This is a genomic window from Arthrobacter sp. Soil_C_49 (assembly GCF_057656635.1).
The window spans coordinates 173,004-195,269 of record NZ_JBDGJZ010000008.1; the positions used below are offsets into that span (position 1 = coordinate 173,004).

Consider the following 22,266-nt stretch of genomic DNA (forward strand, 5'->3'; position numbering starts at 1 on the left):
GGCGCCGCTTCCGGGTGTTGGTAATGCGTCAGGCTCCGATGATGTTGTACTCGGGGCCGAACGGGAACTTGGTGATGTTCTCCGCACCGTCCTCCCCCACCACCAGGATGTCGTGTTCGCGGTAGCCGCCGGCGCCCGGCTGGCCGTCCAGGACGGTGATCATCGGTTCCATGGAAACCACCATGCCCGGTTCCAGCACGGTGTCGATGTCTTCGCGCAATTCCAGCCCGGCTTCCCGGCCGTAGTAGTGGCTGAGGACGCCGAAGGAGTGCCCGTAGCCGAAGGTGCGGTTGGCCAGCAGGCCATGGCCGACGTAGATTTCGTTCAGCTCGGCGGCAATGTCCTTGCAGACGGCGCCGGGCTTGATGAGCTCCAGTCCGCGCTTGTGCACCTCAACGTTGATGTTCCACAGCTCCAGTGAGCGGGCATCCGGTTCGCCGTAGAACAGGGTGCGCTCAAGGGCGGTGTAGTAGCCGGACGTCATGGGGAAGCAGTTCAGGGACAGGATGTCGTGTTCCTGGATCTTGCGGGTGGTGGCCCAGTTGTGGGCGCCGTCGGTGTTGATGCCCGACTGGAACCACACCCAGGTATCGCGGATCTCCGAGTTCGGGAAGGTCCGGGCGATCTCGTGGACCATTGCCTCGGTGCCGACCAGGGCAACCTCGTATTCGGTGATGCCGGCCGTGATGGCGTTGCGGATAGCCTCGCCGCCCAGGTCGCCGATGCGTGCGCCGTGCTTGATAACTTCAATTTCTTCCGCTGACTTGATCATGCGCTGGCGCATCGCCGCCTGGGCCACGTCCACCAGGGCCGCGGACGGGAAGGCAGCCTGGATCTTGTTGCGGTTGTCCAGCGGCAGGGAGTCGTCTTCGACCCCAAGCCGGCGGACGTTGATGCCGCGGGTGCGCAACACTTCCTGGATGGCAAAGATGTAGTTGTCCCGCCGCCAGTCCGTGTACACCAGGTTGTCGCCGAAGCTGCGGCGCCAGGGCATGCCGGCGTCGATGTTCGCGGTGACGGTCACGGTGTCATCCTTGGTGACCACCATGGCGTATGAACGGCCAAAGTAGGTGAAGAGGAAGTCGGAGTAGTACTTGATGGAGTGGTAGCTGGTGAGGACGACGGCGTCGAGGTCCTTCTCGGCCATGATGCTGCGGAGGCCGGCTAGGCGGCGCTCAAACTCGGCGTCGGAGAAGGTGAGGCTGACCTTTTCGCCGTTCTTGAGGACCTTCAGGCGCTCCAGTTCGGCGACGGACGTTGCGTTCTCGGTGGTGATGGTCATCGTAAAGATGCCTTTCTGTTGATGCATTTCTTGGGCGGGGTTGGTCTGGAAGGGAAGCTATTCGTGGCGCAGGGGTTCCCGGCAGGTTTCCCTGGACAGGGCCACGGCCACCAGGGACACCAGGGCGGCAGCGACGAGGTACCAGGCCGGCGCCAGGTCGTTGCCCGTGGCGGCGATCAGGAGGGTTGCCATGAACGGGGCGGTGCCGCCGAAGAGGGCATTGGAGAGGTTGAAGCTGACGGCGAAGCCGCTGTAGCGGACTCGGGTGGGGAACATCTCCGCCAGGAAGCTGGGAAGCGTGCCGTCGTTGAGGGTGAGCATGGCGCCCAGCAGGATCTGGACCAGGACCACCACCAGGAAGTTTCCCGTTCCCAGCAGGGCGAACGCCGGCACTGTCAGCAGGATGAAGCTCACCGACGCGGCGATCAGCACTTTCTTGCGGCCATACCGGTCCGAGAGCATTCCCGTGAGGAAAATGAAGCCGATGTAGGTAACAAGCGCCACCGTGGTGGCCAGGAATGATTCCGTGGCGCCCAGGCCAAGCTCGGAGGACAGGTACGTGGGCATGTAGCTGAGGATCACGTAGAACCCGACGGCGTTGAGCAGCACGGCCCCGACCGCCTGGAGCAGCTGGCGCCAATGGTTCCGGAAGAGACTGGAGACAGGCGCCTTGACGGCGTCGTCCTCCTTGGCCAGTTCGCGGAAGACCGGGGTGTCCTCAAGCTTGGTCCGGATGTACCGGCCAATGAGGCCCATGGGGGCAGCCAGGAGGAAGGGCAGGCGCCAGCCCCAGCTGTGCATTGCTTCGGAACTGAGCAGTGTGGTCAGCAGGCCGGCGAGCAGCGAACCGAGGAGGAGCCCGGCGGCCGTACTTGCGGGAACCACCGCAGCGTAGAGCCCGCGGCGGTTGGCGGGGGCGTATTCCACCAGGAAGGCGGACGCACCGGCGTATTCTCCGGAGGCTGAGAAGCCCTGGACCACCCTGATGATCAGGAGCAGGACTGGAGCCCACAGTCCGATCATGTCGTACCCGGGGATCAGGGCAATGCAGAACGTGGCCCCGGACATGATCAGGATGGACAGCGAGAGGGCGGTCCGCCTGCCCACCCGGTCTCCGATGTGTCCCCAGACAAAACCGCCGAGCGGGCGTACCAGGAATGAGATCGCAAACAGGGCAAAGGTCAGGAGGAGGCCCGCCTGCGGATCAGACTGCGGGAAAAAGACCGCAGCGATGGTGACGGCCAGGTAGCCGTACACCGCGTAGTCGAACCATTCAACAAAGTTTCCAATGAAGCTGGCCGCGATCACCCGGCGGCGGGTTTCCTTGCTGACGGCATTGTCAGCTGGGTTGAGGCCGCCGGGCCCCGCGTGCAGGCCCTGGTTCGGGGCCACGGAGGAAGTTTCGTTACTCATGTATCCACCAAAGTTGTTGTGGTTGCAATCAGCGCAACGCTGTTGCACCAGATTAGGCGTGACGTGCAGCACAGTCAATAGGCTCTGGCAGGCGATAATCTTTGTTGTGCATTTGCCAGGAAAGTTACCGATGGCCGTGGCGATGCGTGGGAGGATAGATATACGTTGCTTTAACAACATCGCCGTTGCGTCAGAAGACGTCTCTTTCCCACGAGGCCTGCGGCGGCCCGGCGTTGCACATGTCCGTTGTCTTGACACCTGGTGTGACGGCTGACATATTTTCGTGTACGCACTATGCGAATCGTGTTGCGCATTACACAATGCGGTTTTGCTAGTAGCGGGTCGAACTATCCCTTCGGATCTGCTGCCCACCCCTTTGGGTAGCGGGCCGGAGAAGCCGCTGCTTCTAGAATTGTTAGTCGGGTCGGGATCGTCGTTCGGCCAACGAAAGGAACACAGGAATCATGGTTCACAAGGTCAAGGCCGTTATTGCCAAGGAAAAAAACGCTCCGGTGTCACTGGAGACCATCCTGGTGCCGGATCCGGGACCGGGCGAGGCACTGGTGGACATCCTCACCTGCGGCGTCTGCCACACCGACCTGCACTACAAGCAGGGCGGCATCAACGATGACTTCCCCTTCCTGCTGGGCCATGAAGCAACCGGCGTTGTCAACGCCGTGGGCGACGGAGTTACCTCCATCGCCCCGGGCGACCGCGTCATCCTGAACTGGCGTGCCGTCTGCGGCGAATGCCGGGCGTGCGCCAAGGGCCAGCCGCAGTATTGCTTCAACACCGCCAACGCCACGCAGAAGATGACCCTCGAGGACGGCACCGAACTCTCCCCCGCCCTGGGTATCGGCGCCTTCGCCGAGAAGACCCTGGTTGCCGCCGGGCAGTGCACCAAAGTGGACCCCGAAGTTGATGCTGCCGCCGTGGGCCTGCTGGGCTGCGGTGTGATGGCCGGCATCGGCGCCGCGATCAACACCGGCGAGGTCAAGCGCGGCGAGTCCGTGGCCGTGATCGGCTGCGGCGGTGTGGGCATCGCCGCGATCGCCGGCGCCAGGCTGGCCGGCGCCACCACGATCATCGCCGTGGACATCGACGCCAACAAGGTCGAAATGGCCAGGTCGCTGGGCGCCACGCACGGCATCGACTCCAGCAAGGAAGACCCCATCGAGGCCATCCGAGCCCTCACGGGAGGCAACGGCGCCGATGTGGTGATTGACGCCGTCGGCCGCCCTGAAACATACAAGCAGGCCTTCTACGCCCGCGACCTCGCCGGCCGCGTTGTCCTGGTGGGCGTCCCGACGCCCGAGATGTCCCTGGAACTGCCCCTGCTGGACGTCTTCGGCCGGGGCGGGTCGCTGAAATCCTCCTGGTACGGCGACTGCCTGCCCTCCCGCGACTTCCCGATGCTGGTGAGCCACTACAAGCAGGGCAACCTGGACCTGGATGCCTTTGTGTCCGAGCGCATCAGCATCGACCAGGTGGAGGAAGCCTTCGAGAAGATGCACGAGGGCAAGGTCCTGCGCTCCGTTGTTGAACTGCCTGCCGCGGGGGCGGCTTCCTGATGGGCGTCCGGATCGAGAACCTGGTCACCTCAGGGACGTTTTCGCTCGACGGCGGCACCTGGGACGTCGACAACAACGTCTGGATTGTGGGCGATGACGCTGAATGCGTCATCATTGATTCCCCGCACGACGCCTCCGCAATCATCAACCAGGTGGGTGGCCGGAAGGTCAAGGCCATACTGCTGACCCACGCGCACAACGACCACATCGGCGCCGCGCGGGAAGTCGCAGACGCCGTCGGAGCACCGATCTATCTCAACCCGGATGACCTGGTCCTCTGGGAGCAGGTCTACCCGGACGCCAGGCCGGACCAGGAACTGCACGACGGCGACGTCTTCGAAGTGGCTGGGGCGAGCCTCAAGGCCATCCACACACCGGGCCACTCCCCCGGTTCCACCTGCTTCCACCTGGAAAGCGAGGGAACGGTCTTCACCGGGGACACGCTCTTCAACGGCGGGCCGGGTGCCACAGGACGGTCCTACAGCGACTACCCCACCATCCTCACCTCGATCCGGGAACGGTTGCTGACCCTGCCCGGTGACACGGTGGTCCGCACCGGACACGGCGAGAACACCACCATCGCCGCGGAGCAGGAAACCCTGGCGAAGGTGCCGCAGTAGCCATCGAAGTAGCAGCAGTGTCCAGCAAAGGCGCGCCAGGAACCTTGGTGCGCCTTTGCTGGTGCCAGAACAACGTATGCCGGTAAGGAAGTTGGAACGATGAAGTTCGGTAAGCAGCCCGCCCCCGTTGCGGACATCAACGAGGACGACCTCGAAGTCCACAAGCCCAAGACCGAGGCGGCCGGTGTCAAGGCCGTGATGGTGGCGCTGGAACGTGCCGTGGCGCAGGCCGGGGTGGCCCGTACCGCGCAGTCGTTGCTGCGGTTGAACCAGCGGGGCGGCTTTGACTGCCCCGGCTGCGCGTGGCCCGAGTCGGACAAGAAGCGCAAGGCGGCCGAGTTCTGCGAGAACGGTGCCAAGGCCGTGGCCGAGGAAAACACCCTGCGTACGGTCGGCGCCGAGTTCTGGGCCAAGCACTCCATCGCCGAGCTGTCGACCAAAACGGAGTACTGGCTGGGCAACCAGGGCCGGCTCAGCGAGCCGGTGGTGATCCGGGCAGGGGAAACCCACTACTCACCGATCTCCTGGTCCGACGCGTTCGAACTGATCGGCGAACACGTCCGGGCCAGCACGCCTGACCGGTGCGTTTTCTACACCTCGGGGCGGACCGCGAACGAGACAGCCTTTATGTACCAGCTGTACGCCCGGGCCCTGGGCACCAACAACCTGCCGGATTGTTCGAACATGTGCCACGAGTCCTCCGGGTCGGCGCTGAACCCCACCATCGGCATCGGTAAGGGCACCGTCTCCCTGGACGACATCCACGACGCCGAACTGATCTTTGTGGTCGGCCAGAACCCCGGCACCAACCACCCGCGCATGCTGTCCGCGTTGAAGGAATGCAAGGACAAGGGCGGCAAAATCGTTGCCGTGAATCCGCTGCCCGAGGCCGGGCTGTTCAACTTCAAAGACCCGCAGACCGTCTCCGGCGTCGTGGGCGGCGGCACCCCGCTGGCCGACGAATACCTGCAGATCAAGGTGGGCGGGGACCTGGCCCTGTTCCAGGCCCTTGGGCACCTGCTCCTGGCCGAGGAGGAACGGAACCCGGGTTCTGTCGTCGACCATTCCTTCATCGACGCGCAGACCGACGGGTTCGACGCCTACCGCCAGGCCCGCGCCACGCTGGACTGGGCCGAAACCGAAAAGGCCACCGGCCTGACCCGCGCCCAGATCGAAACAGTGGCCGGGATGCTCATCAAGTCCAAGGCCAGCATTTTCTGCTGGGCCCTGGGCGTGACGCAGCAGCCGCACTCGGTGGACACCATCAAGGAAATGGTCAACGTCCTGCTCCTGCAGGGCAACTTCGGCAAGCCCGGCGCCGGCGCCTGCCCGGTCCGCGGGCACTCCAACGTCCAGGGCGACCGGACCATGGGCATCTGGGAAAAACCCAAGGAATGGCTCCTCGAAGCCCTCGACACCGAGTTCGGGATCACCTCCCCCCGGCATCACGGCTACGACGCCGTCGAAGCCATGGAAGCCTTTGAACGCGACGAAGTGGACGTGTTCGTGTCCATGGGCGGGAACTTCTCGCTGGCCTGTTCGGACACCGAGACCCTCGAAGCCGGGATGCAGCGGATCGGCCTGACCGTGCACATCTCCACCAAGCCGAACCGCTCGCACATCGTCCACGGCCGCACCTCGCTGATCCTGCCCACCCTGGGCCGGACGGACAAGGACGACAAGCACCCCAACGGCGCCCAGTTCCTCTCCGTGGAAGACTCCATGTCCGTGGTCCACTCCACCCAGGGCCGGCTCACACCGGTCTCTGAGCACCTGCTCGCCGAGCCGGTCATCGTGGCGCGGATGGCCGAGGCGACGTTCGGCCCCGACCACTCCGTGGACTGGAAAGCCATGGCCGAGGACTACGACGTGATCCGCAACCACATCGAACGCGTCCTGCCCGGCTTCGAGGACTTCAACGCCCGGGTCCGGACCAAAAACGGGTTCGTGCTGCCCAACCCGCCCCGCGACACCCGGTCCTTCAAGACCGACATCGGCCGCGGCCGGTTCACCGTCAGCCCGCTGGAATACCTCACCCCGCCCGAGGGGCACCTGGTCCTCCAGACCATCCGCAGCCACGACCAGTACAACACCACCTACTACGGGCTGGACGACCGGTACCGCGGGATTTCCGGCGGCCGCCGGGTCATCCTGATCCACCCCGAGGACCTCGCCGAGCTCGGTTTCGAGGACCGCGACCTCGTGGACGTGGTCAGCACCTTCCGCGGACACGACCGCACGGCGGACAAGTTCCGCCTCGTGGCCTACCCCACCGCCAAGGGCTGCGCCGCCGCATACTTCCCCGAAGCCAACGCCCTGGTCCACAAGGAAAACGTGGCCCGCGAATCCAACACCCCCGGCTTCAAAGCCATGTTCGTCCGCTTCACGCCGCACGTCACGGAAAGCGCCGCCGAGGTGGCTGCCGGAGAGCTGCAACCAGCCGCGGCAGGCTAGTAGAGCAACGGCCAGTACTGCAGCTTGCCCTTCATTGTCGGTCGAGGCAAAAACTACGACGGCGACGTCCGGCAAGTGCCGGAGGTCGCCGTCGCTGTTTCGCCACACGGTGGTAGAGCATGGCTGACCTACGGTTGAGCTTGGGCCACGGCCGCCGGCTTCCCTGGCGAGCTCGGGGCCCACGGCCGCCGGGCTCCCCCGCCGAGCGCGGAGGTCAGGGCGCGAAACCCAGCAACGAGTCAGGCGGGTGGGGCATGCAGGAACCGCTCGAGTTCTTGTTCGCCTGGGGAGGACCCGATGAAGACAAAGTCCGGAGGATCACCGGGTGATGAGTGTGAACGCAGGGCGCCTTTCCAGGGCGGCGCCAGTTGCGCAGGCCACTGTGGTGGTTCCCAGTCGTGGTGTTCGGCTTTGTAGTGGCGGCCGGTGGGTGAGGTCCAGCCCGGTGGTTCGTTTTGGGTGGCCGGTGTGGGCGTCCATCCCGTGGCGTGTTTGAGGCGATGGTGCTTGGGGCAGAGCTGGGCCAGGTTACTGATCCCGGTGGTGCCGCCGTGTTGCCAGGCTTGAAGGTGGTCTGCCTGGTTGTCCAGGGAGGGGTTGTTGCAGCCGGGGAAGGTGCATTTACCGTCCCGGAGTTGCAGTGCTCTTTTCATGGGTTTGGTGAGGCGGTAGCTGGTGCGGCCGATTTCCAGTGGCGCCCCGTCCCGTGGATCAACGAGCACGCGATAGAACGAAGAGGCGCCGCCTTCGACGAGTTTGCGGGCCATTGACGCAGGGATCGGGCCGTAGCCGTCCAGATTCGCCGGTTCGTCCGTGGTGCCGAGCAGCGCCAACACCGGCACGGTCACCAGGACGTCCGCCTTGGGTACCGGGACGTCGCCCAAGCCGGCACCTGCGTGGGTTTCACCCGGCTTGCCTGCAGCCGCGCTGCTTTGTTCTGTGCCGGTTTCCGGGGCGGGGTGAAGTGCTGTTCCGGCGCCGAGCAGGAGGCTGGCGGCGATGTCGGGGCGGAGTTGGGTGATGGTGCGGGGTTCGTTGGGGCCTTGGAGGCCGCGGGCGAGGGCGGTGGTGCGGTTCCAGATCGCTGAGGCCTGGTCCGCGGGAACGTAGAGGGAAACCCGGGCCATGCCGTCGCGGTCCGGGGCGTATTCCATCCGCCGGTCCGCCACACCCTTGGCGTGGCGTTTTTCGATGGATTCCGGGTGGTGGCGTTCCCGCCAGTTCCTGGCCTTGGTACGGAGCCGGTAGGCGGGCAGCTCACCGATCGGGGCGGCCGTGGGCGGCCGGGGCACGTCGGGGTTCAGGAAGTGGGCTTCCAGTGCCGCCGCGCCGGCGGGGTCAAGGCCGGCGGTTTCCTCCACCATGACCAGGGCGTGCGGCCAGGAGATTACTCCGGCCTGCAACGCCGATAACGTCAGCGGCAGCTCCTTGGTCACGGCGTGGGAGGCGGCCAGGAACGCACCGGCTGCCCGGGAACCGAGGGTCAGGAGGGCGCCGATTTCCGCGGCGACAGCCATTTCCAGCGGCTGCACCGGCATGTCCGGCCCCGCGATGGCCTGGGCAGAGTCCGCATACGTCACCGCAGCCCGGGCCTTCAAACCAGCGAACCCGGCCTCCACCACCCGAGTCCCGGCAAGAATTTCCAGGCACCCATCTCCCAGCCCGGCCAGTGGATCCGCATCCGAGAACGGCTCCGCACCACACCCCTCCGCCTCCGCGTTGAGCACGGCAAGGGCAGCATTGATGTCCTCGAATGCCTTCACCACCGCCGCTTTCCCCATGCACCCATCGTCGCAAGGGGGTCTGACAATTCGGCGGCCGGAAGTGGAAAGCGGGGGCCGCCGGTTTGGCGACCCCCGCTTTTCGACAAGCTCAACCACCGGGTTTCGACGAGCTCAACCACCAGCCACGGCTAGCCGCGGAGGCGCTCCATGCCCGGGTCGAAGAGCGGTTCAGGCGTGACGGTGGCGGCGATGCGCTTGCCGAAGTACTCGATCTCCACGGCGTCGCCCTCGGTCACGGAAGCCGGCAGCCAGGCGTAGGCGATCGGCTTGCGCACGGTGTAGCCGTAGGCAGCGCTCGTGACGTACCCGGCGGCTTCGCCGTTCACGTACACCGGTTCCTTGCCCAGCACGATGGACGTGCCGTCGTCGACCGTCAGGCAGCGCAGCGCCCGCGTGGCGGGCTCTTCCTTGCGGGCCGCCAAGGCCTCGGCACCCACGAAGCCCGTCTTGTCCTTGGCCACAGAGAAGCCCAGGCCGGACTCGTACGGGTGGTGCTCGGACGTCATGTCCGTGCCCCACAGCCGGTAGCCCTTCTCGAGGCGCATGCTGTTGAAGGCGCCACGGCCGGCGGCGATGATGCCGTGCTCCCGGCCCGCCTCGAACAGCAGGTCCCAGAGCTTCAGGCCGTGCTCGGCGGTGGTGTAGAGCTCCCAGCCGAGTTCACCCACGTAGGACAGCCGCATCGCGGTGACGGGGATGCCGCCTACGGAGATTTCCTTGGTCCGGAAGTACTTCAGGCCGTCGTTGGTCAGGTCGTCGGAGCTGACCTTGCCGATCACTTCGCGGGCCAGCGGCCCCCACAGCCCGATGCAGCAAGTGCTGCCGGTGATGTCCGAAACATGCACCCACTGGGCGGGATCGGCGGCGGACTGCTTGCGCGCCTCCACGCGCAGGTAATCGAAGTCCACGTTGCTGTTGACGCCCAGCTGGAAGTCTTCCTCCGCCAGCCGTGCGACGGTAACGTCACTGCGGATGCCGCCGTCGTGCTCCAGCAGAAGGCAGTACGTCACGGCACCCGGCTTCTTGGCAATGTTGCCCGTGCTGAGGCGGTGCAGCAGCGCCTGCGCGCCCGGGCCCACTACGGACAGCCGCTTCAGCGGCGTCATGTCGAAAAGCCCGACGGCGGTACGCGTCTTCCACGCCTCGGCCGCCGAGATGGGGGACGAGTACAGGGCGGACCAGGCATCCCGCTCCGGCGTCCGCCACTCCTCCGGCAGCTCCTCGAGCAGGCCGCGGTTGGCCTCGAACCAGTGCGGCCGCTCCCAGCCGGCGGACTCCAGGAAGAACGCCCCCAGCTCCTTCTGCCGCACGTTGAACGGGCTGACCCGCAGGTCCCGCGGGGATTCCCGGGGCTGCAGCGGGTGCATAACGTCGTAGATTTCCACGAAGTTCTGCTGGGACGTCTCACTGACATAGGCGTCGGAGGTCTGCACCTTTTCGAAGCGGGTGAGCTCGCAGCCGTGCAGGTCGGTGCGGGACCGGCCTTCCACCAGCAGCTCCGCCATTGCCTTGGCCACGCCGGCCGAGTGCGTGACCCAGACGGCTTCGGCCACGAACAGGCCGTCGAGCTCGGGCGCCTCGCCCATCAGCGGGCCGCCGTCGGGGGTGAAGGAGAAGATGCCGTTGAAGCCGTCCTCGATCGCGGAGCTGCGCAGGGCCGGCAGCAGGTCCTGGCTGTCCTCCCACGCGGGCAGGAAGTCTTCCAGGGTGAACTCCAGCCGGGAGGGCATGCGGTGGTCCGACATTTCCTCTGCGGCGACCTTCGGCAGGGCGGACATGTCCACCGGCATGGGGCGGTGGGCGTAGCTGCCGATGCCGATGCGGTTGCCCCATTCGCGGTAGTACAGGTCCTTGTCCTGGTAGCGCAGGATGGGCTTGCTGGCACCCTTGGGCAGCTCGTTGACGCCTTCAAGTTCGGGCAGCGGAGTGCTGACCACGTACTGGTGCGCGAGCGGCAGCAGCGGTACTTCCAGGCCAACCATCTTGCCGAGCTCACGGCCCCAGAAGCCTGCACAGGAGACCACGATGTCTGCCGGGATCAAACCCTCGGACGTTTCCACGCCCGTCACCTTGCCGCCCTCCTGGGCGATGCCGGTGACGGTGGTGTTGCCCTGGTACGTCACTCCGGCTTCGCTGGAGCGCTCGATCAGCAGCTGCACCGCACGGGCGGCCAAGGCCAGGCCGTCGGTGGGGATGAGCAGGCCGCCGAGGACCTCGCGGCCGCCGGTGAGCTTGCCGGTGTTCAGGAGGGGGTAGATCTTTTCGCATTCGTCGGCGTCGACGATCCGGCTTTCGACTCCCCACGAGGTCATTACGCCCATCTTGCGGTGGAGATCGGCCAGCCGTTCGGGGGTGGTGGCCAGTTCCAGGCCGCCTACCTGGTTGAAGCAGGACTCGCCGTCCTTGCTCAGCGAGAGGAACTTGTTGACCGTGTAGGTGGCGAATTCGGTCATGGTCCGTGACTGGTTGTTCTGGAACACCAGGCCTGGAGCGTGCGACGTGGAGCCGCCGGCAAGTTCCAGCGGGCCCTGTTCCACCACCGTGATGTTGGTCCAGCCGCGGGTGGCGAGTTCGTCGGCAAGGTTGGTTCCGACAATGCCGGCGCCGATAATGACAACGCGTGGTGATGCGCTCATGGGTGTTGTTTCTCCTGTTTTGCGTGGGCGTTGGCGTTAGCGGAAGACGACGGTGCGGGTGTTGTTGAGCAGGACCCGGTGCTGGGAGTGCCACTTTACTGCGCGGGACAATGCCTGGGATTCGGCGTCCCTGCCTACCGTGACCAGTGCGTTGGGGTCCAGGCTGTGGTCCACCCGGAACACTTCCTGCTCGATGATCGGGCCCTCGTCCAGGTCTGCGGTGACGTAGTGCGCGGTGGCTCCGATGAGCTTCACGCCGCGGTCATAGGCCTGGTGGTAAGGCTTGGCACCCTTGAACCCGGGCAGGAAGGAATGGTGGATGTTGATGGCCCGGCCGCGGAGGCTGGCGCACAGGTCGTTGGACAGGACCTGCATGTAGCGTGCGAGGACCACCAGGTCCGCGTCGTACTCGGCCACCAGTTCCAGCAGGCGCGCTTCGGCTTCGGGCTTGGTAGCGGCCGTTACCGGGACGTGGATGAACGGCAGGCCGGCGGCTTCCGCCATGGGGCGCAGGTCCTCGTGGTTGGAAACCACGACGGCGATCTCCGCACCCAGGCTGCCCGCGCGCCACCGGAAGATGAGGTCGTTGAGGCAGTGGCCGAACTTCGAAACCATCACCAGCAGGCGCTGGGGGCGGCCGTCGTGGATGGCGAATTCCATGTCGAACTCATCGGCGACGGCAGCGAACTCCGCGCTGAGGCCTTCCGCGGAGACTTCATTGTCTCCCGGGGTGAAGGCCGTGCGCAGGTAGAGCTTGCCGCTGATGTGGTCATCGAACTGCTGGTGTTCAACAATGTCGAAGCCGCGGTCAGCGAGGAATGCGGTGATGGCCCGGACAATTCCGGGGCGCTCCGGGCACGCAAGGGTAAGGACGTACTGGACGGTGTCGGTACCGCGGACGCCGGCAACGTCGCCGGCCTCCACCGTCGCGTTACCGGTGGGGCGGCCTTCGAGGACTGTGGTCATGGTCTACTCCTGGTTCTTTGCGGTTGCTTGGGTGTCAGCGGTGGAAGCCGCGCAGCGGCCATCGTCCGGACAGCGCTGATCACATTGATGCTTGGTAACGAGATCGAACTGGACGCCGCCGTGCTGGTCCACGCCGCTGCGGATGGCGCGCTCCACCACGGAGTCCGCGAGCCGGCGCCGGAGGGACAGCGGATCCCGGCGCAGGTCCTTCACCAGGGCGAAGCACAGCAGCAGCATGACCAGCACGAACGGCAGGGCCGCCACGATGGTGATCCGCTGCAGGCCGGAGAGCGCCTCGGACGGTTCATCGCCGCCGGCCAGCATCATCACGGCGGCTACCGCACCGGTGAGCAGGCCCCAGAAGATGACCAGGCCGCGCTTCGGGTCGGAGGACCCGTTGGAGCTCAGGGATGCCATGATGATCGATGCGGAATCGGCTCCGGTGATGAAGAAGATGGCCACCAGGACCATGGCGAGAACCACCACGGCTGCGGTGAGCCAGGCAGGCATGGACATGTTTCGGACCAGGTCGAACAGTGCGCCGTCGAAGTCGATGGACGGTGACCCGCTGGCCATGGAGACCAGGCCGGGGGTGCCCGCCTTGTCCGCTTCCTCCTGGACGTGGAAGGCAGTGCCGCCGAAGATGCCGAACCAGATGACGCTGACGATGCTGGGGACCAGCAGGACGCCGGTCACGAACTGGCGGATGGTGCGGCCGCGGCTAATCCGGGCGATGAACATGCCCACGAACGGCGTCCATGACACCCACCAGGCCCAGTAGAAGATGGTCCAGCCGGACATCCAGGTCCGGAGCGCTTCGTCTCCGACGGCTTCGGTGCGGGAGGACATCTCGGCAAGGTCCCTGGCGTAGTCACCGACTGCTGCGGGAATGAGGTTGAGGATAAACAGGGTGGGCCCGGCGAGGAAAACGATGAGCGCCAGGATCACGGCCAGGACCATGTTGATGTTGGACAGCCATTGGATGCCGCGGCTGATGCCGGACACGGCCGAGGCCACGAAGCATGCTGTCAGGACGGCGACGATGGCCACCAGGACGGGTGTTCCCACTTCGCCGATCCAGCCGTTTGAGGTCAGTCCGCTGCCGATCTGGAGGGCGCCGAGGCCCAGGGAGGCTGCCGTGCCGAAGAGCGTGGCGAAGATGGCCAGGATGTTGATGAACTTGCCCACCGGCCCTTCCACCGTCCTGATGCCGAACAGCGACGTGAAGGCAGCAGAGATCAACTGCCGGCGGCCCAGCCGGTAGGTGCCGTAGGCCATGGCAATGCCCACGACGGCGTACATGGCCCAGGGGTGCAGGGTCCAGTGGAAGATGGAGGTGGCCATGGCCGTCTGGATGGCCGCGGGCGTCCGTCCGTCCACCGTTCCCGGTGGCGGGGAGATGTAATGGTAGAGCGGCTCGGCCACACCGTAGAACATCAGGCCGATGCCCATGCCGGCCGCAAACATCATGGCAATCCAGGAAATGGTCCGGAATTCGGGCTTCTCGCCGTCCTTGCCCAGTGGAATGTTGCCCCATTTGCCCAGCGCCAGCCAGAGGACGAAAACAACGAACAGCGAGGCCAGGACCATAAAGAGCCAGCCGGTGTATTCCATCACCCAGTTCAGGGCGGCTGTTGACGTGGCGGCCAGGCTGTCCCGGCCCAGGAAGCCCCACGCCACAAAAGCGAGGGCGAGGACTCCGGTGATGCCGAAGGTGGCCTTGTCGAGGGTGAGCTTACGGTTCCGCCGGTGTGCCACAGCCTGTTCGGCCTTGGTCTGGCGGAGTTCCTGCATGATCTGTTCGGTGTCCTCCGCGTCGTGCGAGTCGTGGGAGGAAGGAGAGTTTTCGGGTGCAGGAACGAGCGTGGGCTCCTCCAGCTCGTTGGGGGGTTGGGCATCCGTGCGGATGTCGCTGTTCAAAGCCATGTCAGTCCTTTGGTTTGAATTCATGGGCTCACGCTGTACTCCGGCGTCCCCAAGCCGGGTGGAAGGCCGGGGCCTTCCTGGCATTCATTGGTCAAGGTCAGCTTTGCTACCATCGCGGACGCGTGTTCCGTAAACAACAACACGTCTCGCTATATGCAACAGCGTGGCCCTAATCACAGTCACGTGTCAAGGTATTTCTGAAGTCTTAAGCCGTATTTCAGGGGTTCCGGCTGCGCCTTGACAGCCGGAACAGGAGCTACGCGTCGATAACCAGGTCCGTCTGCGCGGTGGAGCAGCAGGGCAGGAACTTGCCGGCGGAGATTTCCCGGGCACGGATTCCGCCCTGGTGGTTCATTTCGACCTCTCCCGAAAGCTTGACGACCTTGCAGGAGCCGCACATGCCTTCCTTGCAGTTCGCGCCGATCCTGACGCCGGCGCGCTGGGCGGCCTCGAGGATGTGTTCGGTGGGGTCGATCCGCACATTGACGCCGGTACGCATGAAGGACATGGTGAGGCTGCCTGTTCCCACCGTGTTGAAGGTGGAGGCGTCAGGGGCACCGGCTTCCGGTTCCATAACCGGGCTGTCGGCGGCGGGGTTGGTGCCGGGCGCCTCCGGGTCGCTGATTTCCAGCGGCAGCCCTGAGGCCTGCAGAGTCCCGTCGGCGTCGTAGCCGGGCTCGTAGAGCCCGAAGGCTGCGGGCTGGCTTTCAAAGTAGTCCTCGGCGGAATCAGCGATTTCCTCGGCGATTTCCTCTGCAATGTCCGTTGCCAGCGCCACCTCCGCCTGGTATTCAAGGAGCGTCTGGCGGTCTCCCGAGAAGAACTCCATGTATATGGAAGTGTCATCGACGCCCACCTTTTGGAGGAGCTCGGTGGCGGTGTTCAGGTAACCCTCGGGACCGCATGCGTACACCTGCCGGCCGTTGGCATCGGGGGCCACCTCCTCGAGCATGGCCGCCGTGAGCCTTCCCCTAAGCCCTTCCCACCCCTCCGGCACGCTGCGGTCGCCCAGGGAGTAGTGGACCTTGAAGCGGGAGTCCACGGAGGCGATGTAGGCCAGTTCCCGGTGGAAGGCAAAGCCGCCGGCATCCGAGCCGTGGTAGAGCACCACAACATCGGCGTGTCCGGGCAGGGAGTGGATGGTCCGCACCATGGACATGATGGGCGTAATGCCTGCGCCGGCAGCAAGAAGGAGATACCGTGCCCGCCGGTCGGCGTCGGGCAGGTGGAATGCTCCCACCGGTCCCAGCATCTCAAGAACGGTTCCGGGTTTGACGTTCTCGTGCACCCAGGGCGAGACCAATCCCGTGGTGTCGCACTTGACCGTAATGCTGAAGGTCCACGGCTCGGTGGGCGAACTGGACAGCGAGTAGCTGCGGTCCACCGGTTCCTGGTCCTCACCATTCACGGGAAATGCGACGTTCACGTACTGGCCGGCACGGAACGCCAGGGGCGCACCGTCGCAGCGCCGGAACACGAAGGTCATCATGGCGCCGGCCTCGGCAACGGTCTCGACACATTCGGCCATAAACTCCTGCGGGTGCCATGGGCCGAGCGCACGGGCTGCCCGGGCGGGTGTCTCCGGGCTTCCCATCACCCTGTTCCACGGCATCTCAAGACCGCGGATGCGCTGTGGTTCCTGGATTGCCGTTTCGGTGAGGAGTTCAATCATGCCAAGTGCTCCTGCACGCGCTGCACGTACCAGTTGATGAATGCCTCGACCTGGTATTCGCTCTTCATGTAGGGACCGGGCTCGTAGGCGGGACTGCCGGCACCCTGCTGGCACAGCTCCACGAACGCCTTGTCCTGCAGGTTCGTTTGCTTCCACGTGTAGGTGAGCTTCTCCAGGTCGTAGTCGACGCCTTCCACGGCGTCGTCAGCCACCAGCCAGGTGGTGCGTACGAGGCTCTGGTGTTCGTTGATAGGGAAGACACCGAACGTGATGACGTGGTCGCTCTGGAAATGGAACCAGCTGTTGGGCTGCAGGTGCATCGAGCAGCGGCCAAGGCGGAAGTCGGGCAGATCACCCAGCAGCTTCTTGGAAAGCCTCCGCCCGTCCGCGGAGAACGATTCACCCTCTCCATCGAGTGATTCCCGCGAGATACGGATTCCCGCGATGCGCGTGTCAAGCTGCTCGACCACCTCGTAGGGAAGGCCGTAGCGGCGGCAACGCTCCTCAAGGGAGGACTGGGCTTCCTTGTTCCGGTTCCACACTTCCTCAAGGTGGGGCGGGATCAGGCCCTCGGTCAAACCCCAGGTGGGGAAGAGGGAGCAGGCCAGCTCAGGGTGGCCGTCGCAGTGGTAGCACTCACGGTTGTTCTCCATGACGAGCTTCCAGTTGCCCTCTTCGATGATGTTCTGCTGGTAGGCGATTTTTGTCTTCGAGAGATCATGGGGCGCCAGGTAGGGCTCGAAGATCTTTGCGGTCTCGTCGAAGTCCGTCGGCGGCTCATCCGCAATGCAGACAAAGATGAGTCCGGCGATCTCGCGGCCGTGGGCGCGCTTGAGGCCGAAGCAGCTCTTGTCGAACTTCGTTTCCCCCGGCGCGGAGGCATGGATCAGATTGCCCTCCGGGGAGTAGGTCCAGGAGTGGTAGCCGCAGACCAGGTTTCCGGTTGACCCGGCAGCTTCGGTGAGGACGCGGGCGCCGCGGTGGCGGCATACGTTGTGCAGGACGTTCACGGCGCCATCGTCGTTGCGCAGCACAATCAGGGAGTAGGGCCCGTAGTCGACGGTGACGTAGTCGCCCGGCTCCGGCAGTTCGGCGGTGCTGGCGGCAAAGATCCAGTGCTGGCCGAAAATGGCCTCCATGTCGATGTTGAAGATCGAGCGGTCGGTGTAGAAGGGGGCATCGAGGGAGTAGCCGGTGCGCCGGAACTCAAACAACGCGCTGATTTCCGCCAGCTGCTCGGCAGGCAGGGATGCAGTAAGTTTTCCGCGTGAATTGAGGGGCACGTTCACTGAAGCAGTCATGGGTTTCCTCCCGGGAGGCATGGGTAGTGGGTGTTGCGGTGGCCATGCGTGCGCGGGGTGCTACCGGCATGGTCGAAGTAGTTGTAATGATGAGATTAGGGTCACAAGCGCTGCAACAAAAGCGCAAGATTTTGAAGATAACCATGCACAATGGATGCATGATCGATCCACGGCTCATAACACTTCGGGTGTTTGCCCGGTGCGGGACTGTTGGCGCAACCGCGGAGCTCACGGGATATTCTCCCTCCGCGGTTTCCGCGCAGTTACGGGAGCTTCAGCGCGTGCTGGGAATGCAGCTGCTGACGAAGGACGGCCGGGGTGTGCGGCTGACCGCCACGGGCCGCTTTCTCGTGGAGGGCTCGGACACCCTTATCGCGGAATGGGAGAGCCTGCGCGCCGCGGCCATGGAGGCCGGTGACCAGGTGCAGTCCCGTTTTGGGCTCGGCGGATTCTCCACCGCGGCCGCCCAGTTGCTCGCGCCGCTGGCCGCCACCCTGCGCACCACACGCCCCCTGCTGGAGGTGCAGGTTCTTGAGGCTGATCCGGCCCGCTGCTTCGACTTGTTGATTGCGGAACGAATCGACCTTGCAGTCATCGTCGCCATGCAGTCCGACACTTATGGTGAGGACGATCCGCGCTTCGAGCAGCGGGTTCTGCTCGACGATCCACTGGACGTCATCATTGCCGGTGACCATCCCCTGGCCTCACGGGAAACAGCGACGCTGGAAGAGCTGGCCTCGGAACCCTGGATCACGGAGACCGCCGGTTCCACCTACCATTCCCTCTTCACCGCGGCGTTCACGGCAGTCGGGGTGACACCGCGGATTGCCCATGAAGCCGTCGAGTGGGAAACCCACATCGCGTTCGTGGGTGCGGGGCTGGGCGTCGGCCTGCTGCCCCGGCTGGCACCTCTGCATGGAGCCGAAAACGTGGTTCGGCTGCGCATCACCGGCAAGACAAAACCCACGCGCCGCATTATCGCCGCGGTGCGCAGGGGCAGCATCGCCTCACCCCTGATTCAGGAGTCGCTCGACATCCTGCAGGTCAACGCCAACCGGATCCTCACCAGCAGGCTTGAAGAGGATCTCTGAGTGCTGCCGGCCGGGGCGCGCCGGTACCGCTTCTAAGTCCCGATGGTCGCCAGTACAGCGCCGGCAGTCACCACGCCGCCGGCTTCCGCCCGGATATCCGTGACGGTCCCGTCCCGGTGGGCGGCTACCTGGGTTTCCATCTTCATGGCTTCAAGGACAACGACGGGGTCCCCCGCGGCGACATGGGCGCCCGGCTGCACGAGCCACTTCACCACGGTCCCGGCCATGTCCGCCCGCAGGTCGCCGGGGTCAACAGCGCGGGCGGCAGCGCCGCCGTCGCGCCCGTCCTCCACCGAAGCGCCTTGGGGAAGGCCTCCCCCTGAGCGCGCCCATCCATCCAGCAGGTCCGCGGGAAGGCCGACGGCGAGGCGCCGGCCGTCGACGTCAACGGTGATGGTGCGCCGCGCACCATCCGGGACGGAGGTGGCATACCCGGGATCCGCCGCGATGGCATCGGCGAAGTCCGTCTCGATCCACCGGGTGTGGACGGCGAGCGCCGTCTCTGACGTGAAGTCGGGGGCCTGGACCACGGCGCGGTGGAACGGCAGGACGGTGGCTACGCCGGTGATTTCCATTTCGGCCAGGGCGCGGCGGGCACGGCGCAGCGCCTGCTGCCGGTCGGCGCCGGTGACGATGAGCTTGGCCAGCAGGGAATCGAACTGTGGCGCCACGATGGAACCGGCGCGCACGCCCGGGTCCAGCCGCATTCCCGGGCCCGTGGGCCCGCTGAAGGTGGCGATGGTTCCGGGCGAGGGCAGGAAACCACGGCCCACGTCCTCGGCATTGAGCCGGAATTCAAAGGAGTGTCCGCGCGGCGCCGGATCGGAGGCGAACCGCAGGGGCTCGCCGGCGGCAATGCGCAGCTGTTCCTGGACCAGGTCCACGCCCGTGGTCTCCTCCGTGATGGGGTGCTCCACCTGGAGGCGTGTGTTCACCTCGAGGAACGCGACGGTCCCGTCCGCGGCGACCAGGAACTCGACTGTTCCGGCACCGGAGTAGGCGGCTTCCCGGCACACGGCCTTGGCGGCGTCGTAAATCTGGCTGGTCTGCTTCCCGGTGAGGAACGGTGCCGGCGCCTCTTCCACCAGTTTCTGGTGCCGGCGCTGCAGGGAGCAGTCGCGTGTTCCCACCACCACCACGTTGCCGTGAAGGTCCGCCAGGACCTGCGCCTCCACATGCCGGGGCCGGTCCAGGTACCGCTCCACAAAGCATTCGCCGCGGCCGAAGGCCACCACCGCTTCGCGCACTGCCGAATCGAAGGCTTCCTCAATCTGGTCCATCTCACGAACCACTTTCAGCCCGCGCCCGCCGCCGCCGAAGGCCGCCTTGATGGCCACCGGCAGGCCGTGCTCTTCGGCGAAGGCGCGTGCTTCGGCCGCCGATGCCACCGGTCCGTCGCTGCCCGCCACCAGCGGCGCGCCAGCCCGGACGGCGATCTCCCGGGCCGTGATCTTGTTGCCCAGCAGCCGGATGGCTTGCGGTGACGGCCCGATCCACGTCAGGCCGGCGTCGAGGACAGCCTGGGCAAAGTCGGCGTTCTCGGACAGGAAACCGTAGCCAGGGTGCACCGCGTCCGCGCCGGACTCCGCGGCGACGCGCAGCAGCCGGGGAATGTCCAGGTAGGTTTCAGACGGCGCGTTGCCACCCAGGCTATAGGCCTCGGAAGCCGCGCCTACATGCAGGGCGTCGGCATCAACGTCCGCGTACACCGCTACGGATTCCAGGCCGGCGTCCTCACAGGCGCGGGCGATGCGGACGGCGATCTCTCCGCGGTTGGCAATCAGGACCTTGCGCATATGCTGCTCACTTCGTCTGGGTAGCGTCGGGGGAAGTATGGGTAGTGGCGGGCAGTGGATATCCGGGCGCCCAGCGGAACCTGAGGCGTCCGCCGATGGGGACCTGGGCGGCGACGTCCAGCTGGTGGTCCACCACCACTGCCACCACCGGGTAGCCACCGGTAATGGGATGGTCAGCGAGGAACAGCACGGGCTGCCCCTCGGGCGGAACCTGGAGGGCTCCAGCCACAGTCCCCTCGCTGGCCAACTCTCCGCTCCGGCTCCGATCCAGGGGTTTGCCGTCCAGGCGCATCCCCACCCGGTTTGAGCGGGGAGTCACCGTCCACTCCTGGCTGCAGAGCGAGTCCAGCGTGGAAGCGTCGAACCAGTCATCCCGCGGTCCCGGCACGATGTCCAGGACGGTCACTCCGGTGTCCGGATAGTCCGGCTGCACCTCTGGATTGCCCACCACGTTTGAGGAGGTGGCTTTCCCCGCCTTGATGAACCCGCCTGCCGCCAGGGCGGCGGGGCCGATGCCGGACATGGTGTCGGTGGAGCGGCTGCCCAGGACGGGTTGGGTGTCCACACCGCCGCGGACGGCAAGGTAGGTGCGGAATCCGCGCTCCGGTGCCCCAAGGGTCAGGATTTCGCCGTCCAGCAGGGCGAACGCCGTGGCCATCGGTGCGTGGCGCACGTCCCCGGAGCGGCCGCCGTCGTCCTCGGCGGTGCTGTCATCCGCCGCGCCGTCCGCGGCCGTGCCGTCCCCGGCGGTGCCGGCGCCGGGAACGTCCGACGGCGGCGCAATGGTCAGTGCCACGGGGGCACCGGTGACGGCGAGGACCTGGTCGCCAACCGCTTGCACACGCAACCCGCCGACCACACTTTCCACGACGGCGGCCGATGGCTGGTTGCCGACGATCCGGTTCGCGCGGCGCACCGAGGACCGGTCCAGCGCCCCCGCCGCGGACACCCCCAGCCCGCCATGGCCGTGGCGGCCCAGGTCCTGGACCAGGCTCTGGAGTCCGGGCGACAGGATCCGAAGTCCGGAAGCTGCACCGGCCTCTGTAACGCTTTCAGCCGGGGAAGCGGGATCCAAAAGCTCCACCAGCTCCCGCACCGCCCGGAACTGCACCCGGTCCCCCGGCGCAGCCAAAGCCGGCTGCTCCCGTCCGAGGTCCCACATCCGGGCGGCAGTGCGCCCGATCAGCTGCCAGCCGCCCGGTGACTGCCGCGGATACACCGCAGAGTAGTTGCCTGCAAGCGCCACCGATCCCGCCGGGACCACGGTGCGCGGTGAACTCCGCCGCGGGACTTCCAAGGACTGGTTCTCCCCCACCATGTACCCAAAGCCCGGCGCGAAGCCGCCGAACGCCACGGTCCAGACCTGCCCCGTGTGGGCTGCCACCACTCCATCAACCCCCAGCCCGGTCAGCCGGCCCACTTCGGCGAGGTCCTCGCCGTCGTACAGGGTGTCGATCTGCACCAGTTTGCCCTCCGACTGTGCCTGGACAGCCAGGTCCAGCTCAGGCAGCCGGGCTGCGATGCGCCGTGCGGACTGGGGCGAATCGGCCTTGACCAGCACGGTTTCGGCGGCCGCCAGGACATCGACCTGGCCTGGCAACGGGTGTTCCAGGAGCACGGCCTGCAGCGCCAGCACGTCATGGAGCCCTGCCAGTTCGGCCAGCACTGCGGTGGTGCCCACAGGCCGGACAGCGACTACCCGGGCGGCGGGGCCGGCGGTGGTGTTAGTGACTGTTTCCATGGAAGACGGCCGC

At 65.9% G+C, this 22,266-nt stretch carries 14 protein-coding genes; 4 read left to right on the forward strand and 10 right to left on the reverse strand.

Annotated elements, in window-relative coordinates:
- Positions 1–28: 28 nt before the first annotated feature.
- Together AC3A4Z_RS14540 and AC3A4Z_RS14545 are read right to left on the reverse strand one after the other, a co-directional pair.
- The gene (locus AC3A4Z_RS14540) at positions 29–1,282 is read right to left on the reverse strand and encodes an aminopeptidase P family protein (RefSeq protein ID WP_498712349.1); all 1,254 of its coding nucleotides are present in this window, start codon (positions 1,280–1,282) and stop codon (positions 29–31) included.
- A 57-nt stretch (positions 1,283–1,339) separates the two neighbouring features.
- Positions 1,340–2,695, reverse strand: coding sequence for an MFS transporter (locus AC3A4Z_RS14545; protein WP_498712351.1), 1,356 nt, complete (start codon positions 2,693–2,695; stop codon positions 1,340–1,342).
- Positions 2,696–3,159: 464 nt separating this feature from the next.
- Between AC3A4Z_RS14545 and AC3A4Z_RS14550 the strand changes: the two genes are divergently transcribed.
- From AC3A4Z_RS14550 to AC3A4Z_RS14560, 3 genes are all read left to right on the forward strand, one after another.
- Positions 3,160–4,266, forward strand: a complete 1,107-nt coding sequence (locus tag AC3A4Z_RS14550) for an S-(hydroxymethyl)mycothiol dehydrogenase (RefSeq protein WP_493971113.1) — start codon at positions 3,160–3,162, stop codon at positions 4,264–4,266.
- Positions 4,266–4,886 (forward strand): MBL fold metallo-hydrolase, encoded by a 621-nt coding sequence (locus AC3A4Z_RS14555; protein WP_498712353.1) that lies wholly within the window; start codon positions 4,266–4,268, stop codon positions 4,884–4,886. The genes AC3A4Z_RS14550 and AC3A4Z_RS14555 overlap by 1 nt, the downstream gene beginning before the upstream one ends.
- A gap of 99 nt (positions 4,887–4,985) precedes the next feature.
- The gene (locus AC3A4Z_RS14560) at positions 4,986–7,340 is read left to right on the forward strand and encodes an FdhF/YdeP family oxidoreductase (protein ID WP_498712355.1); all 2,355 of its coding nucleotides are present in this window, start codon (positions 4,986–4,988) and stop codon (positions 7,338–7,340) included.
- Positions 7,341–7,579: 239 nt separating this feature from the next.
- On the opposite strand, the gene AC3A4Z_RS14565 is transcribed toward AC3A4Z_RS14560, so the two are convergent.
- The 6 genes from AC3A4Z_RS14565 to AC3A4Z_RS14590 all read right to left on the reverse strand — a co-directional run bounded on the left by AC3A4Z_RS14565 (position 7,580) and on the right by AC3A4Z_RS14590 (position 17,625).
- Positions 7,580–9,121 carry an HNH endonuclease signature motif containing protein gene (locus AC3A4Z_RS14565; protein WP_498712357.1) on the reverse strand — a complete coding sequence of 514 codons (1,542 nt, stop codon included), beginning with the start codon at positions 9,119–9,121 and terminating at the stop codon, positions 7,580–7,582.
- Positions 9,122–9,252: 131 nt separating this feature from the next.
- A complete protein-coding gene (locus tag AC3A4Z_RS14570; RefSeq protein WP_498712359.1) occupies positions 9,253–11,760 on the reverse strand; it encodes a GcvT family protein in 2,508 nt (835 codons plus the stop codon).
- 36 nt (positions 11,761–11,796) lie between these two features.
- On the reverse strand, positions 11,797–12,726 hold the full coding sequence (gene purU, locus AC3A4Z_RS14575; protein WP_493971108.1) for a formyltetrahydrofolate deformylase: 930 nt from the start codon (positions 12,724–12,726) through the stop codon (positions 11,797–11,799).
- 3 nt (positions 12,727–12,729) lie between these two features.
- Positions 12,730–14,652, reverse strand: a complete 1,923-nt coding sequence (locus tag AC3A4Z_RS14580) for a BCCT family transporter (protein ID WP_498712362.1) — start codon at positions 14,650–14,652, stop codon at positions 12,730–12,732.
- 256 nt (positions 14,653–14,908) lie between these two features.
- Complete coding sequence (locus AC3A4Z_RS14585) at positions 14,909–16,324, reverse strand: ferredoxin reductase (protein WP_498712364.1); 1,416 nt, start codon at positions 16,322–16,324, stop codon at positions 14,909–14,911.
- Complete coding sequence (locus AC3A4Z_RS14590) at positions 16,321–17,625, reverse strand: aromatic ring-hydroxylating oxygenase subunit alpha (protein WP_498712365.1); 1,305 nt, start codon at positions 17,623–17,625, stop codon at positions 16,321–16,323. Before AC3A4Z_RS14590 ends, AC3A4Z_RS14585 begins: the two co-directional genes overlap by 4 nt.
- Before the next feature lie 158 nt (positions 17,626–17,783).
- Between AC3A4Z_RS14590 and AC3A4Z_RS14595 the strand changes: the two genes are divergently transcribed.
- Positions 17,784–18,716, forward strand: a complete 933-nt coding sequence (locus AC3A4Z_RS14595) for a LysR substrate-binding domain-containing protein (protein WP_493971104.1) — start codon at positions 17,784–17,786, stop codon at positions 18,714–18,716.
- Positions 18,717–18,748: 32 nt separating this feature from the next.
- On the opposite strand, the gene AC3A4Z_RS14600 is transcribed toward AC3A4Z_RS14595, so the two are convergent.
- Both AC3A4Z_RS14600 and AC3A4Z_RS14605 read right to left on the reverse strand, forming a co-directional pair.
- A complete protein-coding gene (locus tag AC3A4Z_RS14600) occupies positions 18,749–20,512 on the reverse strand; it encodes an acetyl/propionyl/methylcrotonyl-CoA carboxylase subunit alpha (RefSeq protein WP_498712368.1) in 1,764 nt (587 codons plus the stop codon).
- Between the two features lie 7 nt (positions 20,513–20,519).
- The gene (locus AC3A4Z_RS14605; RefSeq protein WP_498712370.1) at positions 20,520–22,253 is read right to left on the reverse strand and encodes a 5-oxoprolinase subunit B/C family protein; all 1,734 of its coding nucleotides are present in this window, start codon (positions 22,251–22,253) and stop codon (positions 20,520–20,522) included.
- Between the last annotated feature and the right edge of the window lie 13 nt (positions 22,254–22,266).

Bases quoted from the DNA above. Each gene is read 5' to 3' on its own strand.
- AC3A4Z_RS14605 (WP_498712370.1), bottom strand. From the start codon at position 22,253: ATGGAAACAGTCACTAACACCACCGCCGGCCCCGCCGCCCGGGTAGTC.
- AC3A4Z_RS14570 (WP_498712359.1), bottom strand. From the start codon at position 11,760: ATGAGCGCATCACCACGCGTTGTCATTATCGGCGCCGGCATTGTCGGA.
- AC3A4Z_RS14580 (WP_498712362.1), bottom strand. From the start codon at position 14,652: ATGGCTTTGAACAGCGACATCCGCACGGATGCCCAACCCCCCAACGAG.
- AC3A4Z_RS14595 (WP_493971104.1), top strand. From the start codon at position 17,784: ATGATCGATCCACGGCTCATAACACTTCGGGTGTTTGCCCGGTGCGGG.
- AC3A4Z_RS14550 (WP_493971113.1), top strand. From the start codon at position 3,160: ATGGTTCACAAGGTCAAGGCCGTTATTGCCAAGGAAAAAAACGCTCCG.
- AC3A4Z_RS14555 (WP_498712353.1), top strand. From the start codon at position 4,266: ATGGGCGTCCGGATCGAGAACCTGGTCACCTCAGGGACGTTTTCGCTC.
- AC3A4Z_RS14545 (WP_498712351.1), bottom strand. From the start codon at position 2,695: ATGAGTAACGAAACTTCCTCCGTGGCCCCGAACCAGGGCCTGCACGCG.
- AC3A4Z_RS14585 (WP_498712364.1), bottom strand. From the start codon at position 16,324: ATGATTGAACTCCTCACCGAAACGGCAATCCAGGAACCACAGCGCATC.
- AC3A4Z_RS14600 (WP_498712368.1), bottom strand. From the start codon at position 20,512: ATGCGCAAGGTCCTGATTGCCAACCGCGGAGAGATCGCCGTCCGCATC.
- AC3A4Z_RS14560 (WP_498712355.1), top strand. From the start codon at position 4,986: ATGAAGTTCGGTAAGCAGCCCGCCCCCGTTGCGGACATCAACGAGGAC.
- AC3A4Z_RS14540 (WP_498712349.1), bottom strand. From the start codon at position 1,282: ATGACCATCACCACCGAGAACGCAACGTCCGTCGCCGAACTGGAGCGC.
- AC3A4Z_RS14590 (WP_498712365.1), bottom strand. From the start codon at position 17,625: ATGACTGCTTCAGTGAACGTGCCCCTCAATTCACGCGGAAAACTTACT.
- purU (WP_493971108.1), bottom strand. From the start codon at position 12,726: ATGACCACAGTCCTCGAAGGCCGCCCCACCGGTAACGCGACGGTGGAG.
- AC3A4Z_RS14565 (WP_498712357.1), bottom strand. From the start codon at position 9,121: ATGGGGAAAGCGGCGGTGGTGAAGGCATTCGAGGACATCAATGCTGCC.